19 protein-coding genes, 1 tRNA gene and 1 pseudogene are annotated in these 20021 nt (G+C 67.8%); 10 read left to right on the top strand and 11 right to left on the bottom strand.

The genetic code is table 11. From position 1 onward, the window contains the following. Positions 1-48 precede the first annotated feature (48 nt). Positions 49-2088 carry a glycosyltransferase family 4 protein gene (locus tag BLR21_RS16375; protein ID WP_256334720.1) on the bottom strand — a complete coding sequence of 680 codons (2040 nt, stop codon included), beginning with the start codon at positions 2086-2088 and terminating at the stop codon, positions 49-51. A gap of 35 nt (positions 2089-2123) precedes the next feature. Beyond that, positions 2124-3227, bottom strand: a complete 1104-nt coding sequence (locus tag BLR21_RS16380; RefSeq protein WP_090006676.1) for a hypothetical protein — start codon at positions 3225-3227, stop codon at positions 2124-2126. A gap of 426 nt (positions 3228-3653) precedes the next feature. Here BLR21_RS16380 and BLR21_RS16385 point away from each other — a divergent pair, with 426 nt between their 5' ends. The 4 genes and pseudogenes from BLR21_RS16385 to BLR21_RS16400 all read left to right on the top strand — a co-directional run bounded on the left by BLR21_RS16385 (position 3654) and on the right by BLR21_RS16400 (position 8561). Beyond that, positions 3654-5381 (top strand): hypothetical protein, encoded by a 1728-nt coding sequence (locus tag BLR21_RS16385; RefSeq protein ID WP_143027740.1) that lies wholly within the window; start codon positions 3654-3656, stop codon positions 5379-5381. 182 nt (positions 5382-5563) lie between these two features. Continuing rightward, positions 5564-6231, top strand: a pseudogene (gene msrA / locus BLR21_RS16390) (peptide-methionine (S)-S-oxide reductase MsrA). A 160-nt stretch (positions 6232-6391) separates the two neighbouring features. Continuing rightward, a complete protein-coding gene (locus BLR21_RS16395; RefSeq protein WP_143027741.1) occupies positions 6392-8233 on the top strand; it encodes an SdrD B-like domain-containing protein in 1842 nt (613 codons plus the stop codon). Positions 8234-8345: 112 nt separating this feature from the next. Then, positions 8346-8561 carry a hypothetical protein gene (locus BLR21_RS16400; protein WP_143027742.1) on the top strand — a complete coding sequence of 72 codons (216 nt, stop codon included), beginning with the start codon at positions 8346-8348 and terminating at the stop codon, positions 8559-8561. A 130-nt stretch (positions 8562-8691) separates the two neighbouring features. On the opposite strand, the gene BLR21_RS16405 is transcribed toward BLR21_RS16400, so the two are convergent. The 3 genes from BLR21_RS16405 to BLR21_RS42515 form a co-directional block, all read right to left on the bottom strand. Then, positions 8692-9048 (bottom strand): septal ring lytic transglycosylase RlpA family protein, encoded by a 357-nt coding sequence (locus tag BLR21_RS16405; RefSeq protein WP_090006680.1) that lies wholly within the window; start codon positions 9046-9048, stop codon positions 8692-8694. Between the two features lie 45 nt (positions 9049-9093). After that, positions 9094-9486 (bottom strand): contact-dependent growth inhibition system immunity protein, encoded by a 393-nt coding sequence (locus tag BLR21_RS16410; RefSeq protein ID WP_090006681.1) that lies wholly within the window; start codon positions 9484-9486, stop codon positions 9094-9096. 83 nt (positions 9487-9569) lie between these two features. Next, positions 9570-9920, bottom strand: a complete 351-nt coding sequence (locus BLR21_RS42515) for a hypothetical protein (protein ID WP_176929656.1) — start codon at positions 9918-9920, stop codon at positions 9570-9572. Between the two features lie 681 nt (positions 9921-10601). Here BLR21_RS42515 and BLR21_RS16420 point away from each other — a divergent pair. Continuing rightward, positions 10602-11393: a cytochrome P450 gene (locus BLR21_RS16420; RefSeq protein WP_176929657.1), complete on the top strand. Its 792-nt coding sequence runs from the start codon at positions 10602-10604 to the stop codon at positions 11391-11393. On the opposite strand, the gene BLR21_RS16425 is transcribed toward BLR21_RS16420, so the two are convergent. From BLR21_RS16425 to BLR21_RS16435, 3 genes are all read right to left on the bottom strand, one after another. After that, a complete protein-coding gene (locus BLR21_RS16425; RefSeq protein WP_090006684.1) occupies positions 11368-11796 on the bottom strand; it encodes an OsmC family protein in 429 nt (142 codons plus the stop codon). The two genes, BLR21_RS16420 and BLR21_RS16425, sit on opposite strands and share 26 nt — an antisense overlap. A 156-nt stretch (positions 11797-11952) precedes the next feature. After that, positions 11953-12025: transfer RNA gene (locus BLR21_RS16430), tRNA-Gly, on the bottom strand. Between the two features lie 33 nt (positions 12026-12058). Next, positions 12059-12457 (bottom strand): DUF7674 family protein, encoded by a 399-nt coding sequence (locus BLR21_RS16435; RefSeq protein WP_030480289.1) that lies wholly within the window; start codon positions 12455-12457, stop codon positions 12059-12061. A 159-nt stretch (positions 12458-12616) separates the two neighbouring features. Here BLR21_RS16435 and BLR21_RS16440 point away from each other — a divergent pair, with 159 nt between their 5' ends. The 4 genes from BLR21_RS16440 (at position 12617) to BLR21_RS16455 (ending at position 15826) form a co-directional block, all read left to right on the top strand. After that, positions 12617-13930, top strand: coding sequence for a sigma-70 family RNA polymerase sigma factor (locus BLR21_RS16440; protein WP_256334721.1), 1314 nt, complete (start codon positions 12617-12619; stop codon positions 13928-13930). Between the two features lie 94 nt (positions 13931-14024). After that, complete coding sequence (locus tag BLR21_RS16445; RefSeq protein WP_090006686.1) at positions 14025-14462, top strand: DUF983 domain-containing protein; 438 nt, start codon at positions 14025-14027, stop codon at positions 14460-14462. A 15-nt stretch (positions 14463-14477) separates the two neighbouring features. Then, positions 14478-15344, top strand: coding sequence for a DNA-formamidopyrimidine glycosylase family protein (locus tag BLR21_RS16450; RefSeq protein WP_090006687.1), 867 nt, complete (start codon positions 14478-14480; stop codon positions 15342-15344). 35 nt (positions 15345-15379) lie between these two features. After that, positions 15380-15826, top strand: a complete 447-nt coding sequence (locus BLR21_RS16455) for a hypothetical protein (protein ID WP_090006688.1) — start codon at positions 15380-15382, stop codon at positions 15824-15826. 3 nt (positions 15827-15829) lie between these two features. Here BLR21_RS16455 and BLR21_RS16460 read toward each other — a convergent pair whose 3' ends face one another. The 3 genes from BLR21_RS16460 to BLR21_RS16470 are packed head-to-tail and all read right to left on the bottom strand — an operon-like array spanning position 15830 to position 18505. Then, positions 15830-16405 (bottom strand): LutC/YkgG family protein, encoded by a 576-nt coding sequence (locus tag BLR21_RS16460; protein WP_090006689.1) that lies wholly within the window; start codon positions 16403-16405, stop codon positions 15830-15832. Next, positions 16398-17816 carry a LutB/LldF family L-lactate oxidation iron-sulfur protein gene (locus BLR21_RS16465; RefSeq protein WP_090006690.1) on the bottom strand — a complete coding sequence of 473 codons (1419 nt, stop codon included), beginning with the start codon at positions 17814-17816 and terminating at the stop codon, positions 16398-16400. Before BLR21_RS16465 ends, BLR21_RS16460 begins: the two co-directional genes overlap by 8 nt. Beyond that, positions 17798-18505: a (Fe-S)-binding protein gene (locus BLR21_RS16470; RefSeq protein WP_090006691.1), complete on the bottom strand. Its 708-nt coding sequence runs from the start codon at positions 18503-18505 to the stop codon at positions 17798-17800. The genes BLR21_RS16465 and BLR21_RS16470 overlap by 19 nt, the downstream gene beginning before the upstream one ends. Positions 18506-18616: 111 nt before the next feature. Between BLR21_RS16470 and BLR21_RS16475 the strand changes: the two genes are divergently transcribed. Then, positions 18617-19879 (top strand): sensor histidine kinase, encoded by a 1263-nt coding sequence (locus BLR21_RS16475; protein ID WP_090006692.1) that lies wholly within the window; start codon positions 18617-18619, stop codon positions 19877-19879. Positions 19880-20021: the final 142 nt, after the last annotated feature.

A 20021-nucleotide genomic window follows, 5' to 3' on the forward strand; every position in this document is an offset into this window, starting at 1 on the left:
CAGCCGTCCAGGGAGTGCAGAGAAGGTGTCCGGGAATTCTAGTGCAGGTCAAGCGAGTGAATCAGGTGATCGGACGGTTCTGATGATCCGTCTGGCGACCCTTCTCGCGAGTGACGGGGGAACCGGTACCGGGACCGGCTCGTGCCGGGCCCGCCACTCCTCGTGGGCCGCTGTCAGGCGTTCGGCCACCCAGCTCGCTGCGGCGTCGACCTGACGGGTGCGGAGGAGATGGGCGCGTCCGGCGACACCACGCCGCCGTGCCTCCTTCGGGTCGTCGGCCACCTCTCGCATCGCGCGTGCGGCGGAGTCCAGGTCGGGATCGGCCCAGCGGGCGCCGGCCGGATAGGGGGCCCAGCCCGGACCGACCTCCGTCGTGGAGTACGGGATCGGCCAGCCGGTCTCCGGCGTGACGAACTCCGCCGTGCCCGAGTAGTCGGTCGAGATCACGGGGATCGCGCGGATCATCGCCTCCGCGACGGTGAGCCCGAAACCTTCGCCGCGGTGCAGTGAAACGTAGGCGTGACTGGTGGCATACAGGTCGGCGAGCTCGCCGACGGTGAGGTAGCGCTCGAGCAGGGTGATCCGCTCGTCGCCGGCGACCAGAAGACGGAGTCGTTCCGCGGACGCAACGTTCGAGTGCGAGTTCGTCGACTTGATCACCAGCTCGACGTCGTCACGTTCCTCGAAAGCCGCTTGAAACGCGGTGACCAGGCCATAGGGGTTCTTCCGCCCGGCTGTGCTGTTGTAGTCGAACGCGAAGAGGAAGCGCGTGCGGCCGCTCGGCTCGCGGCGCGGCTCACCGGGGTCGGGAACCGGAACCGGAATCGTGTGCACGGGTACCGGTGAATGCGCGGAGATGGCACGGCGGGAGAACTCGCTCACCGTCCAGATCTCATCGACGTGGGCGTAGCCGTGGTGCATCGACGCTGGGAAGTCCTCGAGCTCCCATGCCCACAGCCCGATCCGGTAGCGGTCGTGGCCCACCTCGGGGTTCGCTTCCAGCAGAGGCGCGGTGAAGTCACCGTTGACGGTGATCAGGCTGACCGGAAACCTCGGCGCGCCAATGGATGTCGGTGCTTCGAGCGCTGTCCGCACGGTCGTGGTGATCGAGTGCTCCTCGACCACGGACACGTGCGGGACCTCCGCGGCCTCCAGCACCCGCAGCATGACGCGGCCCATTTCGCCGACGCCCAGCTCGGCAGTGTGGTAACCGGCGACGTTGACGCCGAACTGGTCGATGGGCGCGGCGGGTTCGAGCGGCTCACCGGGGAGCGCCCACTCGGGAAGGCCTTCGTGCGTGCCGTGCAACCGGCACCATTGCCGGAAACCTGGACCGAACGGGTGCGGGAAAGCCACCTGCAAATCGACGCGTGACCGCCAGACGGCCAGCACGAGCCGGTTGAAGCCGTTGACGCGTTCGATCGGTGTCGCGGGGAGCCGGAGCCACTCCCGGAAGTGGTCGCCGTCGAAGGCGTGCGGAGGCTTCTCCCCGGTGGGGTTGAGCAAGTTCGTATGCGTACGCGTCTCGTCGAAGAGCGTGCGCATCGGAGCGGTGATCGGCGTTCCATCCGCGAGGAAGCCGAAGCGGTATGGCGCGTCGTGCGGCTCGACGAGACTGGCGTACTCGTCGTAGATCCGCTTCAGCTCGGGTCGCTCGGAGAACAGCACCTGCGGGCTGCCGGGCGCGATCACCCACGGCGTGCTCAGGTCGTAGTCGTCGAACCTGATCAGATTCGCGCCCTCGAGCGGCCGCTCGTGCAAGTTCCAGTGCGCGAGCGCCGAGTCCGACAGATCGACGAATCCGGGCGAGCCGAAGAAAGCGAGAGGTGCCAGCACGAGGGCGCGCGGCGGAAGCTTTACGACGACGTCGTACTTCTCGAGAAGCCCTCGCACCACCTGTGGCGTTATGACTTCGGCCAGTTCACCGACGTCGTAGGCGGTCGCGAGCTCGAAGTACTCGTCCTCGGAGATCCCCAGCCAATCCGGTGGGTCTTCCAGGTCGACGACGACGAAGTCGTGTTCGGGGTGTTGCCTCAGGTAGGACGTGCCCAGCGCCCGCGTGGCGGAGAGCTGGGCACGTGTCGCCACCGTGCAGGCGACCACCCTATGGTCGCCCGTCGAGGTCACGAGCCGGACGGCAGGAACTCGAGCTGCGCAGCGAGGACCGAGTCGAAGTCCTTGCTGATCGCGGCCTGGTCCTTGCCCGCGACCTGGAGGCGCACGAGTGTGCTCTTGTGCACGTAGTGCGCGCGGGCCGAGCCCTTCTTGTCGCCCTCGACGTCGATCTGGTGGGCTGAGACGTCCTCAGGGATGGTGCCGCCCGTGTAGGTCTTCATGTTGAACTTGGTCTGCAACGCGGCCAGGGCTTCGCGGGCGGTGGTCGCCGCGGTCGCGTCGGTCAGCTGCACGGTGATGACCTGGATCACGTCACCGTTCGGCAGCTTCGACACCGCGACACGGGCCTTGGTCGCGCCGCCCGTGGCGTACACGGCGTTCTCCTCCTCGGTGAGGAGTTTCTGCGCCACGATGTCTTCGAACGTCTTGATCCCGCTCTGGTCTTCCTGGCTGCCGGGAAGGGCGACGATGTCAAGGTCGTCCTTCGGCTTCGGCTTGGTCGACGTCGTCTGAGTGGTGGTCTGCGCCGTGGTCTCGCCTCCGTTGCCGCCACCACCGGACTGAGTCGTGAACCACCAGATGCCGCCACCGATCAGCGCCAGCACCAGGACCACGCCGACGATCGCGAAGATGCGGCCCTTGCCGCTGCTCTTGCCCGCGTCGTCGAACGTCTCAGGCCCCTGGGCGATCCAGCCGGGGGTGGAGCCGCCCATCGGTCCGAACCCGCCGTCGCCGCCCACCCAGGGCGGCGGTGCCGAGGGACCGGACTGCCAGCCGCCCTGCTGCGGCTCAGGCCCGCTGACCGGCCGGACGAACTGGGTGCGCTCGGAGTCACCTGCCTTTTGCGTGTTGACCACCTGGGTCGCGTCGGGGTTCGGCGCTGCCTGCCCCGTGCTCACGACCTGGGTCGCGTCGGGGTTGGGTGCCTGCTGCTGAGGAGGCATGGCCTGCCAGCGGAACGGCGCGGCGAAGGGGGCTTGCTGCTGGGGCTGGGGCGGAGCTGACGTGGAACCAGCCAGCACCTCGTCCCTGCGTTGGCGGTAGTCGTCCGCAGAGATTCGACCTGAGGCCAGCTCAAGGTCGAGCTTCTGCAGCTCTTCTTGCCAGGTCACGCCTGGCACCCCCTTCCAGATAACCGTCAGACTGCGACATTGTGCCGAATCCGACAGATCGATATCGCGCCGACCTGGCAAGTCGTGACTTCCTTGTGTCACACGCCACCCTGGATCGAAGCAATGGCGTCGTCCGGTCGCGCAAAGACGAAAGGTGATTGCTCCGCACGGCGCGCTGCCGGGGCGTTCGACGTGACAGACGGTACCGCCGTTCCCCACCGTGTTCGCAGACCGCCCCATCAGCACCGCCCGGATGTGACGAACCCCTGCGGCCACCGCGGTTCTGGTGGCACGTGCGTGTCCTGTCCGACAGGTCGAACACCGGCGAAGCATGACCGACCCTTCACCCGTACGCAGTACAGTCACCCTGAAGTGCCCAGTTGGGCGTTCGGGGATGCCCGGCTGGGCGGCACGGGAGGTCGGTTCGTGGGGGCGATTTCGGAATCGGGCACCGTTTCCGAACAGGGGGAGCAGCGACGCCGGCAGGTCGTGCGCAGGGCCGGGCAGTTGCTGAGGTCCGAGGGTGCGGTGGCCTTCTACTTCGGCCTGTTGATCTCGATGGTCTTCAACTTCCGGATCGTGCTGAATCCTCGGTCGTTGATCACCGGTGGTCTGGGCGACCCGCTGCTGCAGACGTGGGAGCTGGCCTGGCTGCACCGCTTCCTGACCGAGGGCGGTGACCTGTGGACCGCGAACCAGTTCTACCCGGCGGAGGACAACTTCGCGTTCACCGACTCCTTGCTCGGCTACCTCCCGCTGAGCCTGTTCGGTGATGGTCAGTACGCGGCCGTGTTCCGCTACAACGCCGCGTTCGTGCTGGCTTTCGCGCTGGCGTTCACCGGCTGCTACCTGCTGGCCAAGCAACTCGGCAGCAGCTGGCAAGCAGCCGCACTGGCCGGTGTGGTGTTCGCGTGGGCGCCGTGGCGGCTCGCCCACCTGCATCACCTCAACGTCGTGTCGACCGGTGGCATCGCTCTGGCGCTGTGGGCGCTGGCCCGCGGTCACGGGTACTCGTTCCGGGAACGAACCGAGCCCCGGCCCTGGTGGATCTTCTCCGGGTGGCTGATCGCCACCTGGCAGGTGTCGATCGGGTTCGCCATCGGCCTCCCGTTCGTCTATCTCATGGGACTGGTCGGGCTGGTGGTCGCGGTCTCCGCCTGGCGCAGGCGGTCCCGGCCGATCGTGATCGCGAACGCCTACGGTGCCGCAGTGTTCCTCGTGGTCACCTGGTTCCTGGTGACGCCGTACCTGCGGGTGCTGGAGACCTACGGCTTCGCGCGGACCTGGCGCGAGATCGAGGTGTTCTCACCGCCGGTGAACGGGTTGTGGACGGCTCCGTACGAGACTTGGTTGTGGGTCGAGACGATCTTCAACGACCACAGCACGATCCCGGAGCCGGGCATCGGCGAGAAGCTGCTGTTTCCCGGACTCGTCGTGGTGCTGCTGGCCGTGATCGGCCTTTTCGTCAGCGCATGGCGGGTCCGCGTGCGTGTGCTGCTCGGATCGGCCGTCGTGCTCTCCGTCGTCCTGTCGCTCGGAGTGAACTTCCTCGACGGAGCTCTGTACCGCTTCCTGTGGGACTTCCTTCCGGGCTGGGACGCCATGCGCACACCAGGACGGCTGGTGCTCTGGGCGATCCTGCCGCTGGCGCTGCTCGCGGCGGGAGCGGTGACGGAGTTCGGCAGGCTGCTGGTCGACCGCACACAGGTGGCCCTGCAGCTCATCGCGATCTATCTGCTCGTCCCGGCGCTCGCGGCGTTGCTGGAAGGCATTCCGCGGTGGCCACACGTGCAAACCCCCGGCATCCCGCCGGATGTCGCGCGCGTGTTCGAGCAGACGCAGGAGCCGATCCTGATGCTGCCGATCGACGACACGAGCGACTTCACCTACCTGCTCTGGTCGATCGAGGGCTTCCCGAAACTCGCGAACGGCAACTCCGGCAACTTTCCCCCGCAGTACCAGGAGATCTCCGAGGTGACCAGGACGTTCCCGGACCAGCGCAGCATCGACGTCCTCAAGCACCACGGCATCCGGAAGGTCGTCGTCGTCAAGTCGCGTCCGTACGGCGTCGACTTCGCGGCACGGCCGGTCGCCGGGCTGCCGGTCGAGCGCGTCGAAGAAGGCGACATCGTGAAGTTCACGATCACGGGCTGACCGCGTCATTGCGGTGGCCCAACCGGTTTCACCGCAGGGCAGGAAGATCCTGCTACGCCCAGCGCGGACGTGACCGAACCGGAAGCATCGGGCGAACCGTCCACTCCTGACGAGGTGACCGCGCCCAGGTCGTCGGCGCCGGGCCGTTCTCGCGGGCAGACCTGATCCATACAATGCAGGTCATGGCGCTGTTCGGTCGAGACGAAGCCCGCCAGGCGACTGCCGCCGACACGTTGCCAGGCCGCCCGGACCCGATCACCGTGCCCGACTTTCACGCGGTGTTCCCGGATCGTCGGGTTACGCCACCGTTCCCCTCCGGCACCGCACCGCGGTCTTCGGCCTGGGCTGCTTCTCGGGCGCCGAACGCCTCTTCTGGCGTACACCCGGCGTCTGGTCGACCGCCGTCGGCTACGCGGGCGGCGTCACCCCGAACCCGACCTACGAAGAGGTCTGCTCTGGCCGCACCGGCCACGCCGAGGTCGTCCTCGTCGTCTTCGACCCGGCCGCGCTGCCGTTCCAGGACCTGCTGCGGGTGTTCTGGGAGGGCCACGACCCGCCCCAGGGCATGCGGCAGGGCGCCGACATCGGTACGCAGTACCGGTCGATGGTCCTGTACGCCGACGAAGGACAGCGGGTCACCGCCGAGGCTTCGGCGGCCGTGTACCAACGGGCGTTGAGCGAGGCGGGGCGCGGGGCGATCACCACGGAGCTGGCGTCGCTGGGGGAGTTCTACTACGCGGAGGACTACCACCAGCAGTACCTGTCCGATGCCAAGAATCCCTACGGGTACTGCGGATTGGGCGGCACCGGTGTGTCGTGCCCGGTCGGCCTGAAGCTCGCGGAGCAGTGAGCCGCGAAGTCGATCGTGAGCTGAAAGTTACTTGTTATCCCAGGTCGGTGCCCCTACCGTGCTCGCTGAAACCACGTTCACCGCACGGCGGGGGGTTTCGCGCGGTACGTCGGGGGTCGTGTCGCTTCGTCGCGGTGGCCTATGTCTGGGGAGTTCCACCTTGTCTGGATCACGCGCGCGTGGCGTCGCGCGCAGATCGGCCGTGTTCGCGGCTGTTCTGGCGTTGAGCGCCACCACCTGTTTCACCGCATACGCGCAGGAAGACCCTGTTACCCCGAGCACGGACGTCACGGCGCCGAGCACCTCGACCCAGCCGGAAGCACCGGCTGAGACGACGCCGACCGAGACGACGACGCCGACCGAGCCGTCCACTCCGGGCGAGTCGACCGCGCCGCCAGTCAGCGAGACGCCGGCCGACAAGCCGGAGGAGAAGCCCGCCGACCAGGTTGAGCAGCCGGCTGCCGATCCCGCCCGCTCGGACGTGCAGGCCACGTCCGAGGTCGTCGGCGCCGGGCCGTTCCTCGTCGGTCAGGCCGTGACGGTCAAGCTCACCATCACGAACAGCGGCACCGTCGAAGCCACCGGCGTGGCGGCGTGGTCCGAGAACATCTCCGGGTCGTACTTCAACATCGACGACTGGGACGGCCTGCGAGCGCCGTGGGGCGGGGCGCCCGACACGAAGCTCGCGGCGGGAGAGTCGCGGACCTTCACCCTCAAGGGCCGTACCTACAGCTACGCGGGCAACGCGAAGTTCAAGATCCGCGTCAACGCCACCAACGACCGGGACTCGATGGACGGCAGCCCGACCGTCGAGGTTCCGTTCCGGGAGCCCGTCAAGACGGGCACCATCGGCGGCATCCTCTGGGGTGACGCGAACGGCAACGGCGTGCAGGACGCCGGCGAGGGTCTGGCCGGCGCCCAGGCGTACCTGTACGGCGGCGGCGACCCGAACGTGACTCCGCGCACGCGCACCGACGCCAACGGTCGTTTCACCTTCACCGGCCTCGAGCTCCGGACGTGGGGGCTGAACTTCCAGGAACTGCCTGGCGGCTGGGTTCTGCAGTACAGCAACGAGCAGATCCCGGTCGACGGCAGCGACTCCACCTCGGAGCTGCGCTACAAGGCGGTCCGGCCGCTGAACGACCAGCTGTCGGCGTCGCTGCGCTTCACCTCCACCGACCACGTCGCCGGTGGCTTCGCGACCGTGGAGTTCACGCTGACCAACAAGGGCGGCTCGGACATCTCCGGGATCGTCGCGGGCTGCAACCGCTCCGGCGAGGGACCGCACATGGCGTTCCCGGACGGACTCGGTGACCTCGACTGGGACAAGGGCGCGACGATCCTCGCGGGTCAGAGCCGCGTGTTCACGGTGCTCGCGGGAATCCCGCTCTCCGCCGACCGCTACGGCCACGCCTACGTGGCGTGTGACTTCGGCACGAGCGACGGCATCATCGACGGCTACCCCGGCGTCTTCGACTACGTCAAGGTCGGCGACAAGCGCACGGACACCAACGGTTCGCTCTACGTGGACCGCGACGGCAACGGCTGGATGAACGGTGACGAGCACCTGACTGGCGTCTCGTTCAGCCTGGTCGACCCGAAGACCGGTGTCGTGGCCGGGACCGCCAGTGGCACCGGCGAGTATGGCCAGGCCTACTTCACCGACATCCCTGCCGGCCTCTACGAGGTCGTCGTCAACGGGCCGTGGAAGGTGAAGCATCCGGAGTGGCTGATCAGCGCTCAGGACTGCACCGAGTGGTGCAACAACGGCTGGGCCGTCGAGGTCGTGCCGAGCGACGAGCCCGGTGGCACGCCGGGTGGCACGCCGGGTGGCGGCCAGCCCGAGCAGCCCGTGCAGAAGGTCCTGCCGGTCAAGTACACGGCGACGGCGGGTGCGCTTGCGGACACCGGGGCCAGCGTCTCGGGTCTAGGTCTGGTCGGTGCGCTGACGTTGCTCGTCGGCGGCGCGTCGGTCTTCCTCGCGCGACGCAGGACCGCGTAGCAACTAACAGAAGATGATTCCGCACGGCCTCGTGGTCGTGGTCGTCGTAGTTGTCGTCGGCCGCGGTCGCGAGGTCGTTGTGGTTACTGGCGGCGGAGCCTGAGTAGTCGTCGTGGTTGTGGTCGTTGTCGTGGATGTCGTGGTCGTTGTGCTGGTGGAAGAAGGTGCTGCGGACGATGAACTCGACACCACGCTCTGTGACGGAGGTTGGGACTCCGTGGGGATCAACGAAGGCGTGTTGATCAGCGAGACACGGGCCGGTCTGTCGCCGTCAGGCCCTGCCGGATCGCCCGACGCGAGCGATCCGACATGCGGCGCGAGCACGTAAAACGCGGCGACGACCGCACCTAGGAGAGCCCCGGTTGCGAGCCGACCGGGCCCACTCATCGCCGCCAACACCCGGATTGCCTATCTCGTTCACTCGATTGGGTCAAGCGAAGCTGGTCATTTCTACTCGATCACACCTTTGTGACCGTGACGCCCACTACGCCCTGTGACAGCGGGGCGATCGTCTTGAAGGCCCTGGGGGTCAGGTCTACGCAGCGGCCGGTGATGAACGGGCCTCGGTCGTTGATCCGCACGGTCACCGTCTTGCCATTGGAGCGGTTCTTCACCTTCACGCGAGTGCCGAACGGGAGTGTCTTGTGTGCGGCCGTCAGCTTGTTGGGGTCGAAGCGCTCGCCGCTGGCCGTCGTGCCGCCGCCCGAGTAGTAGGAAGCCTTACAGGTCTCGGCGGAAGCCACGGGGGAGAGGAACACAGCGGTGGCGGCGAGGGAGGCCAGCGTGAGGCCGGTTGCCGCGAGAGTCTTTGCCATGGTGCAAGCAACTCACCCGCCGGCAAAGAGCCGCCTAACGCGCGCCTAACCGGGAAACTGCTCGGCCGCGGACACCAGCAGGTGCCAGTCGCCGTCCGGCAGGGTGCGCAGTCGATCAAGCAGGGCGGACATCCTGGACAGTAACGCTGGGTGATCGGTCCAGAACGAGTGATCTACTCTCAGTAGAGCGGCGAGCAGGTCGCCGGGGTACAGGGCGACCGATCGCAACGGGTCGCACTCGACGTGTTCCAGGGCCAGCAGCGCGGTCACGTCCAGGCCCACCTGGTGTGTCACGAGCAGGTGCAACGACGTCGGCGTCAGCTGTCCCACCGGCAGATCGCGCAGCGCACACAGGTCACGGTAGAGCTGGGTCGACGACGAGTCGGGCCTGCCCCAGTCGTCCTTGCTGAGGTGCGCCAGCGTTCTGTCCCGGTCCACGCACCCATAGTCCCCGCAAAGGCAGTCGCCAGTGGGCCGGCCGAGGCAACGGTTCGGCGAAGGCCGCTCACATGGAACCTGCGTCACGACTGCGCGGCCGCGACCACTGAGGGCACGGTCATCGCCGCACCGCGCGAGAAGTGCTCTTCGTACTGTTCAGGCCCTAACGCCTGCCGGCACAACGCCACGCATTGGTTGTGCGACGCCGCGAGGTTCGCAGACCCGAAGAGCGGCAACCCGATCGACTGCCGCACGCGGTCCGCGCCGCCCAGCAGCAACGCGGCGTTCGACGCGGAACCGGTGACCACCGAGATCAGCGCCAGCAACTCGACCGACACCGCGATGCCCAGCAGGTCGTTGAACTTCTCCTTGATGCGCAACGACGACGTGGCCAGCTCGCGGGCCTCGACGATGTCGCCGCGTCCCATGGCCACGTGGCGATGACACGGAGGTTCGGCGCCGCTCGCAGCAGCGTGTCCACCAGCACCGCGCAGTGGTCCATGACGTGCTCGCTCGCGGAACGGGTGCCGCTCGACCAGCGCGTTGACCAGTGGGGCTCGCCGAGCGCGAGGGATACCTCCATCAGTTCCTCGACCGCGCAGGCGCGCGAGCAGGCTGTGCAGGGTCTTCGTGGCGGAAGCGGGCACTTCGTCCGACCAGAGCGCGTCCACGAGCGCACTCCTCGGCACCGTCTCGCCCGGGTTCAGCGCCAGCCGGGTCACGAGGGTTCTGTCCCGCACTGCTGAGCTGAACTGCTCCGTTCGGGCCGGTGAGTTCGAGCGGCCCGAGCAGGCGGATGATCACGTTGTTGGTCCTGTCGTCAGCCCCGACAAAGGCCATGACCGCGCAAAGATAGCGCAATGGAATTCGACCCGAGAATCAACGCCAGGCGCGTCACCGCATACGCCGACCTGCGGGCCGTACTGGCTGATCCGGTGACGTTCTCCTCCCGGAACATGACAGGTCCGCAGGTCGCGACCCTCGCGGCACGGATGCAGCCGGAGCAGCGGCGATTACTCGAATTGATGTCCTCACTCAATGCGGCGGACGGCACCAGACACGCCCGAATTCGTGCGGCGGCGAATCAGAAATTCACCCCAACGGCCGTGCGCCAAATGGCTGACTCAATTAGGGAACGCGCGAGGACCCTGCTCGACGAACTGCCGGAAGAAGCGGAGTTCGTCGGCGAGTTCGCCGCGCCGTTCGCGCTCGGAGTTGTCGGTGACGTGCTCGGCGTGCCCGAAGCGGACTTCCCGCTGTTCCGCGAGTTCGTGGCACCGGTGCTGGAACTGACCAGCGGCGAGGAGGTCAGCGAGCGCGCCCTCGGGTCGTACTTCGCCGGCATGAACGAGTTCTGCGCCTACTTCGCGCGCTCGAACGCGTTCCGGGGCGGGCAGCTGTCCGAGCAGGAACGGCTGTCGCTGTGCCTCGCGGTCGTCGTGGCCGGCGCCGACTCGACGACGAACATGCTGGCCAGCATGTTCCTGCGACTCGACGGCAAGGAACGTCGGCTGGGCGGCGTGGTGGAGGAGGTGGTGCGGCTCGACACGCCGTTCGCCGGGTTCTTCCGGACGGCGACGTGCCCGGTGACCGTGGACGGGGTGCGGATCGAGGAGGGCGAGCACTTGTTCCTCGACTACGCGGCCGGCAACCGTGACCCGAAGGTGTTCAGCGAGGACTTTGACCCCGGCCGGCCGGCCGTGCCGGGGCATCTCGGCTTCGGGCACGGGCCGCACTACTGCCTGGGCGCCCAGCTGGCCCGGCTGGAGGGCCGGATCGTCGCCGAAGAGCTGCTCGACCGCTCGTCCGAGGTGGCCGAGCAGCCCGGCGACGTGCGCTACCGCAGGCACCTGATCAGTCACGGGCCCGCGGAGCTGCGGTTCAGACCAGGGCAGCGTCGAGCGTGATGTTCTCGACGGCCGCGAGCGCCTTGGAGACCGGGCAGTTCGCCTTGGCGCCCTCGGCGGCCGTGACGAAGTCCTCCTGGGACAGGCCCGGCACGTTGGCGCGGACGGTCAGGTGGATGCCGGTGATGCCGACGCCCGCCTGGAACGAGACCTCGGCCTTGGTGTCGATCGAGGTGGGCGGCGTGCCCGCGCCGGTCAGGCCGTGCGAGAGCGCCATCGAGTAGCAGGAGGAGTGCGCGGCGGCGATGAGCTCCTCGGGGCTGGTCTTGCCGCCCGCCTCCTCGGCGCGCGCCTTCCAGTCGATGTCGAAGCTGCCGCTGTTGGAGGTGGCGAGGCTGACGTTTCCCTTGCCCTCGACGAGGGAGCCTTCCCAGTGAGCGTTTGCCGTCTGCTTGATGGCCATGATCTCCAGGTCCTTGTCGAACGGGCTCGATCAGGTTGATGCGAGCGGTCTGGGACCACCTTTTCACGGGTCGCCCCTGAGATCACCTCGAGAACCGCGTGAACACCCAATAAACGAAAGAAGCCCGGCGTCCACAGGACACCGGGCTTCTTCGAGAGCGGATGACGAGACTCGAACTCGCGACCCTCACCTTGGCAAGGTGATGCGCTACCAACTGCGCTACATCCGCACTGCCTTACGGGAGACAACTATACAACAGCCTCTAGACGGCATCTTGCGAGGGGGGTTCCAAACCGGCCAGCAGTTGATCTACCTCGTCCAACTGCTCCTTCGGCCAGCGCCACTCCCACAGCGCCCGCACCTTGGGCAGCACGTCGACCGGCAGCCACGCGGCCACCTCCTCGCGGAGGTCCCAGTCGTCGAACACGTGCTCGTAGAAGCTGATCAGTGCCGCGTTCTCCAGGAACTGTTCCGGCTGGTGGAAGCACCAGTGCGCGAAGCCGTACGCGCGCCGCAGCACCTCGTCGTCCTGCGCGCGGTGCGCTTCCTGCGCCAGCTGGGACAGCTCGGAGAAGAAGACGTGGCAGGACCACTCCTCGGTCTCGGCGACAGCCCGGAGTTCCGGCACCAGGGCCGAAGCACGTTCTCGCCAGTCCACCACGTGCGTGACGATAGTCGCTGGATCTTGTCGCGCCGACCGTCCGACGCCCACCTGTGACCGTCCTGTCACCGATCGCGTTGCGCTGATCAGCCCACGCCGAACGGATGGTCTTGTATATCGACCTGTTCTCATCGAGGAGCAGTTCTGGCCCCTTGTGGCATGTTGAGGCCTGTGATGGTCGACGAGAACGAGGTCGACCGGGACCTGCTCGCCAGAGTGCGCGAGGGAGACGACTCGGCCTACGGCGAACTGTTCTCCCGGCATGCGGACGCGATCCGCCGTTTTTCTCTCAGGCACGTCCGGGAGGCGGCCGAGGCCGACGACCTCACCGCTGAATCGTTCTTCCGCATGCTCCAGGCGATCCGCCGCGGCAGCGGGCCCACCGACCATGTCCGCACCTACCTGCTCACCGTCGCGCGCCGCGTCGCGTGGGAGTGGAGCGGACGGCGCCGCGACGTGCCGGTGGAGGACGAGGAGCTGGGCCGTCGTGTCGAGCCGGTGAGTGACAACGCGAACAGCAGGGCCGAGCACAACCTCATCACCAGGGCTTTCTCCAGCCTGCCCGAACGCTGGCGGGTCGTGCTGTGGCGGGTCGAGGTCGAGGGTGAACGCCCCGCCACCGTGGCACCGCACTTCGGACTCTCGCCGAACGCCATGTCGGCGTTGGCCCGCCGTGCGCGCGAAGGACTGCGTGCGGCGTACCTGCAGGCCCACCTCGCGGCCGACGACGGGCGTTCGTCGTGCGCGGCGATCCGGTCGAAGCTCGGCACCTACACCGCGGGCGGGGTCCAGGGCGTCGAGGAACGCCGGATCCGCGGCCACCTCGACACCTGTTCCGGCTGCACACAGCTCTACACGGAGCTGAACGAGGTCTGCGCGACGTTGCGCGCCAGCGCGGCGTACCTGATCGTGCCGTCGGCGCTGGGGCTCGCGTTCGCCGGGAAGGTGTTCCTGACCAAGGCGAAGCTGGCGTTCGTGGCGGCGAGCGTGGCGACCGTCGGCCTGTTCGGGACGATGGCCGCGGTGTTCAACGGTGCCGCCGGTGTCGCCGTGCTGCAGCCGGACCAGAAGCCGGTGATCGCCATGGAGACGTCCGGGTCGTCGAGCTCCGAGCACAGCCAGGAGCTCGTGGTGGCCCAGCCGCCCGCTCCCGAACAGCGGCTCAAGCCGCAGGAGAACGTGGTCAACCCCGGCGGGCAGCGCCAGGAGACCGTGCGCAGGACCGCCGCGTCCGTGCCGCCGCCGACCAGCGAGCCGCGCCAGGACCCGCCGGCCGAGCGGGCCGAGACGATCGTCGAGTCGTCGGGCCAGTCCGACGTGGTCAGCACGACGTCCACGACGAGGGAAATCAGATCGCTCGACGTGCAGTCGTCGTCGTCCGGACCGCCGACGCCGTCCTCCGTACCGTGCTCGTCGCCGCGGACCACGGTCACGACGGCCACGCTCTACCCGACAGAGCCGCGCCAGAACTGACGGTGACGATCAAGGTCCGGCGAGTTCACCCACAAGGCTCTGCCCGCGCCAGGTACGGTTTGGCCAAGACCGACCGAGCGTGGGAGACGGGTACATGACGCGGCTGGTGCGCGGTGCTGACGGGCGGATGTGGACGGTCCACAGCCGCATCGAGTGGCGCAACCCGGTGGAGTCCGACGACTTCGAACACGACGTCAGCGGCGGTGCTCTGCCCGGCATCATGATGGGTGGCATGCTCGTCGTGATGGTGGTCGTGCTGATCGCCTGGACGCCGGAGCAGGTCGTCGTTCCGGCGTGGCTGATCCTCGCGCTGATCTTTCTGTTCGCCTTCTTCCCGGTCCGCTGGGCGCTGCGCCGCCCGCACACGCTGGTCGCGGAGAGCAAGGCCACGGCCGACGAGCTGCCACCCGAGCGGTGGATCGGGTCCGTTCGCGGCCCGATGGCGGTGCGCCAGGAGGCCTCCAGGGTCGCCCGGACGATCGAGATGCACTCGCTGCCGGATGTCGAAGGTCCGTTGCAACCCGTCGACTGATGCGACACTGGACCGGTGCCCGAACTACCCGAGGTAGAAGCACTGGTTCACCACCTGCGTGAGAACGCGGTGGGCCGTGTGGTGCATCGCGTCGACGTGGCTTCGCTGCAGGTGTTGAAGACGTTCGACCCGCCGTGGACGGCGCTGCACGGCCAGGAGGTCGTGGCCGCGCACCGGCACGGCAAGCACCTCGACCTGGAGGTCGCGGACGGCCTGCACCTGGTCGTGCACCTTGCCCGGGCCGGCTGGCTGCGCTGGGCCGACACCATGTCGGCGCCACCGCCCAAGCAGGGCCGCGGGCCGCTGGCGTTGCGTGTCCACCTGGGTCCGCCCGGCCAGGGGCCGGGGTTCGACCTGACGGAAGCGGGCACCAAGAAGGGACTCGCGGCGTGGATCGTGCGTGACCCGAAGACCATCGCGAGTGTCGCCAGGCTGGGCCCGGACGCGTTGGGGATCACCCGCACGCAGCTGGAAGACCTGTTCGACAAGCGGACCGAGCGCCTCAAGACGTCACTCACGGACCAGAGCCTGATCGCGGGCATCGGCAACGCCTACTCCGACGAGATCATGCACATGGCGCGGCTTTCGCCGTACGCGACGACGGGCAAGCTGAACTCGGAGCAGCTCGACCACCTGCACGAAGCGCTGCTCACGACCCTGACCGACGCGGTCGCACGGTCCGTTGGGCAGGACGCCGCGCGGTTGAAGGGTGAGAAGCGGTCGGGGCTGCGGGTGCACGCGCGCACGGGGCTGCCGTGTCCGGTGTGCGGTGACACGGTTCGTGAGGTGTCGTTCGCGGACAAGGCGTTCCAGTACTGCGCGACGTGTCAGACCGGCGGCAAGCCGCTGGCGGACCGCCGGCTGTCCCGCCTGCTCAAATAACCGGCGCTTAACCGGCCTGGCTCAGCCTCGTACGCATGACACGTCTGAGGAAAGCCGTCGCCGTCGTGGTGGCCGCCGCCGCGGCCCTCATCGTCGCGCCGATGAACGCGCACGCCGCCGAGTACGGGTGCACGGGTTCGCTGATCGACACCTACAAGGTGTACTCGAAGGTGCCGAACCACCTGAGCACGATCCGGCTGTACTACAACTCCAGCACGGGCTACAACTGCGCGGCGAACGTGAAGACCGCCTACTACTCGCAGTTCAAGCACTTCGCCAGCATCAGCATGTACAACCAGGACTTCCGCGAGGACGACAACAACCGTCCCGGCTACAACAACGACTACGACGCCGGCAACTTCCAGTACTACGCCGGTCCGGTCAAGGTGTACGCCAAGGGCAAGTGCGTGACGATTCGCGCCATCACCAAGTACTACGACGAGATGGCCATCAAGGACGCCGTCGGAGTCCACTGCGGTTAGACCCTAAACGATCAACACCTCCAGGGTGCGAGGGCCGTGGACGCCCTCCACCCGGTTGAGCTCGATGTCGCTCGTCGCGGACGGCCCGCTGATGAACGTCAACGGCCGCGTGGGTTCCAGTCGCTGCAAGGCTTCGGGCACCGACGCGGCGATCTGGTCCACCCGCACCACGCACAGGTGGTAGTCGGGCAGCAGGGTGAGCGCGCGGCGGCCCTGAGCCTCGCCGCCGTCCAGCACGATCGTGCCGGTGTCCGCGATCGCGACAGCGCACCCGGTCAGCACGCCGTCGGCCCGGTCGAGCTCCTCGATCGACAACGGCTCGCGCAACCACGTGACGCCGTCGATCAGCCACTCATGCGGAACGCCTTGTGGCGCAACGATTCGCTTGCCGGCCAGTGCCTTCAGCGCGTCGGGCACGCTGGTGACCGTGTGCACGATCGCGCGGTAGTCGGCGACCCGTTCGGCGAACAACTCGACGCCGCCGGGTCCGGTCCGGTCGTAGCCGCGGACGACCGGACGGGCCGGCGGCACCTTCGCGTCCCGGATGCGCTGAAGGATCTCTTCTCGGGCGCTAGCCACGGTTCTTCCTCCACCAGGCGCGGAACGACTCGGCCGGCGGTGCGGGCACGTCGCGGGAGGACGTCCACTTCGACCCCGGCCACGGCAGTGACGTGATCTTGCCGTCCCTGGCCAGGAATCGGGCCAGGGAACCGGCTTTCTGCGCCTTCTCGTAACGCGAGGCCTCCCGGAACATCCACGCGGCGGCCGCCATCGCGACGGACTCGGCCGTGCGTCCCTTGGCCTCCACGACCTCGGCGCGCAGGTGCGTGAGGACGGACGGGATGTCGATCCGCACCGGACAGACCTCGAAACAGGCGCCGCAAAGCGAAGAGGCGAAAGGAAGTGACGCCGCCTGCGGGTCGTGCAGGTCGCCGACCAGCTGCGGCGTCAGGATCGCGCCGATCGGGCCGGGGTAGACCGAGCCGTACGACTTGCCGCCGGTGCGTTCGTAGACCGGGCAGACGTTGAGGCACGCCGAACAGCGGATGCATCGGAGTGCCTGGCGCCCGACGGAGTCCGTCAACGTCGCGGTGCGGCCGTTGTCGATCAGCACGAGGTGGAACCGCTGCGGACCGTCGCCGGGTGTCACGCCGGTCCACACGCTCGTGTACGGGTTCATCCGTTCCGCCGTGGACGAGCGGGGCAGCAGCTGCAGGAAGACCTCGAGGTCCTGCCACGTCGGCACGAGCTTCTCGATGCCCATCACGGTGATCAGCGTTTCCGGCAGCGTCAGGCACATCCGGCCGTTGCCCTCGGACTCCAGCACCACGATCGACCCGGTGTCGGCGACGGCGAAGTTCGCTCCAGAGATGGCGACCCTGGTGGTCAGGAACTTCTCCCGCAGGTACACCCGCGCCGCCTCGGCGAGGTCCGCCGGTTCGTCGGAGACCTCGACGCCCATGCGGCGCTGGAAGATCTCGCGGATCTCCGAGCGGTTGCGGTGGATCGCGGGCACCAGGATGTGCGACGGCCGGTCGTCGCCGAGCTGCACGATCAGCTCGGCGAGGTCGGTCTCGATCGCGTGCACGCCACCGGCTTCGAGGGCCTCGTTGAGCCCGATCTCGGCCGTGGCCATGGACTTGACCTTGACGACCTCGTCCGCCTGCTCGGCGCGGCAGAGGTCGAGCACGATCCGGTTCGCCTCCTCGGCGTCCCGCGCCCAGTGGACGACGCCGCCGCGTGCCGTGACCGACTCCTCGAGCTGGACCAGGAGCGTGTCGAGGCGTGCCAGGACGTCGTCCTTGATCTGTTCGCCGGCGACCCGCAGCTGTTCCCAGTCGGTCATCTCGGCGACGGCGGCCTCCCGGCGTCCCCGGATGGTGCCGGTGGCCTTGCGCAGGTTCTGCCGCAGCTGGGTGTCCTGCAAGGCCTCCTTCGCGGCCTTCGGGAACGTCGGGCTGCCCAGCCACGTCACCGGGTTGCGAGCCACGGGTCCTCCTCCGTCGAAGCCAGGATCTCCGCCAGGTGCACCGGCCGCACGCCCGTGCGCAGCCGCGAGAGCCCGCCTCCGATGTGCATGAGGCAGGAGTTGTCGCCCGCACTCACGACCTCGGCGCCGGTGGAGAGCACACTGGTCATCTTGTCCGCGAGCATCGCCGTGGACGTCTCGGCGTTCTTCACCGCGAACGTGCCACCGAAGCCGCAGCAGTGCGTCGAGTCCGGCAGTTCCACCAGATCGAGTGCCTTCACGGCCCTGAGCAGCGCCAACGGCTTGTCGCCGACCCCCAGCATGCGCAACGAGTGACAGGTGGGGTGGTAGGTGACCCGGTGGGGGAACCAGGCGCCGACGTCGATCACACCGAGCACGTCGACCAGGAACTCCGCGAGCTCGAACGTGCGTGGCGGGGACTCACCCAGAGTGGGGTGGACCTCCCGGACCATGCCGGCACATGACCCGGATGGCGCAACCACGTAGTCGTAGCTTCCGAAGACGTCGGTGTACTTGCGGGCCAGCGGCTTCGAAAGCTCCCGGTAACCGGTGTTGAAGTGCATCTGGCCGCAGCACGTCTGATCGAGCGGGAACTCGACCGAACAGCCGAGCCGCTCCAGCAGACGCACCACGGCGCGGGCCGTCTCCGGGAAGAACGTGTCCGTCAGGCAGGTCGCGAACAGTGCCACTTTCACCCGCACACCCTCTCCCCAAATTCATCGGATGTCTACCCGGACCGGTGGACCGTACGGGGGTACGCCGGGCGCGCCTCTTGCTATAGGGGCACCCCACGGCACAGCATGTGCCCTGTGGGCGACCTGTTGACCGAGCGCGCCGTGCTCGGTGTCATCGCGACCCTGGCCGTTCTGGGCCTCTTCGTGATGCTGTGCCGCGCTCGACGAGTCAGTACCTCTGTCGAGGATGCTGTGATGGACATGCTCGACCGGATGTCCAAGGCGTCGAGCGACCTCCGCGCGGGCTTGACCCAGGAGGCCGCCGACAAGGCCACGCCCCACCTGCGGGAAATGCTGCGGTGCGTCGCGGTCGCCATCACCGACGAAGAGGGCACTGTCCTGTCGTGGGACGGCGGTGCGAACGACCACTACGAGTACCTCCGCGACACGGTGGCCCGTGCCATCAACAACTGCCACAAGGAACACGTCGACCATCGCAAACTCGGCTGCGAGCTGCAGGGTCCGTGCTCACTGCACAGCGTCGTCGTGGTGCCCCTGGTCGTCGAGGGAGACGTCGCCGGCACGTTGATCGTGGTCTCCGGCGTCGCCTCGAAGCGCCAGATCCGGATGGCCGAGGAGACCGCCCGCTTCGTCTCGACCCAGCTCGAACTGGAAGTCGTCCAGAAGCAGCGCCAGGCGCTGGCCCAGGCCGAGGTGAAGGCCCTGCGGGCCCAGATCTCGCCGCACTTCGTCTACAACGCGCTGAACACGATCTCCTCGCTGATCCGCACCGACCCGTCGCACGCCCGTGAGCTGCTGCAGGAGTTCGCGGAGTTCACGCGCTACTCGTTCCGCACCGACGGCTTGTTCACGACCCTCGCCGATGAATTGACCAACATCCATCGTTACCTGACCATCGAACAGGCCCGCTACGGCGCGCGGCTGAGCGTCAGGCTGCGCATCGCCCCCGAGGTCCTGCAGGTCGTCCTGCCGTTCCTGGTCCTGCAGCCCCTGGTCGAGAACGCGGTGCGGCACGGCCTCGCCAAGAAGCCCGGCGGCGGCATGCTCACCATCACCGCCGAGGACAACGGCAACGAGGCCCTGATCAGCGTCGAGGACGACGGCGTCGGCATGGACCCCGACCGCCTCGACGACATCAAGGACGCCCACCAGACCGGCGCGCACGTCGGCATCGGCAACATCAACGACCGCATGCGCACGGTGTTCGGCGCCGAGTACGCGCTGGTCGTGGAGACGGCGCCGAACGCGGGCACCAAGGTCATCCTGAAGGTGCCGAAGTTCGCCCGCAACGTGCTGCCGAACCTGAACATCGGGTCTCAGATGACCGACGAGCCGATGACGGCGGAGCAGCCCGCGGTCCGTGCCTGACCTGCGCCGATGGCCCGTCAGGAAGTTGTAAGGTCAATCATGCTCAACCCGGACGCACATCGTGCCGATTGTGGTGTTGACCAATGAACAGCCGGCCGTTTGAGCAACCAGGGGCCGGCCGCGAGTAAAGGCCACATCCAGT

Origin of the sequence: Lentzea albidocapillata subsp. violacea (assembly GCF_900100275.1) — a bacterium.
Lineage (GTDB): Bacteria > Actinomycetota > Actinomycetes > Mycobacteriales > Pseudonocardiaceae > Lentzea > Lentzea violacea.

Coding starts and splice junctions, on each gene's coding strand:
- BLR21_RS16405 (WP_090006680.1), bottom strand. CDS start 9,048: ATGGCAAAGACTCTCGCGGCAACCGGCCTCACGCTGGCCTCCCTCGCC.
- BLR21_RS16420 (WP_176929657.1), top strand. CDS start 10,602: ATGGCTGACTCAATTAGGGAACGCGCGAGGACCCTGCTCGACGAACTG.
- BLR21_RS16425 (WP_090006684.1), bottom strand. CDS start 11,796: ATGGCCATCAAGCAGACGGCAAACGCTCACTGGGAAGGCTCCCTCGTC.
- BLR21_RS16440 (WP_256334721.1), top strand. CDS start 12,617: ATGTTGAGGCCTGTGATGGTCGACGAGAACGAGGTCGACCGGGACCTG.
- BLR21_RS16445 (WP_090006686.1), top strand. CDS start 14,025: ATGACGCGGCTGGTGCGCGGTGCTGACGGGCGGATGTGGACGGTCCAC.
- BLR21_RS16455 (WP_090006688.1), top strand. CDS start 15,380: ATGACACGTCTGAGGAAAGCCGTCGCCGTCGTGGTGGCCGCCGCCGCG.
- BLR21_RS16475 (WP_090006692.1), top strand. CDS start 18,617: ATGTGCCCTGTGGGCGACCTGTTGACCGAGCGCGCCGTGCTCGGTGTC.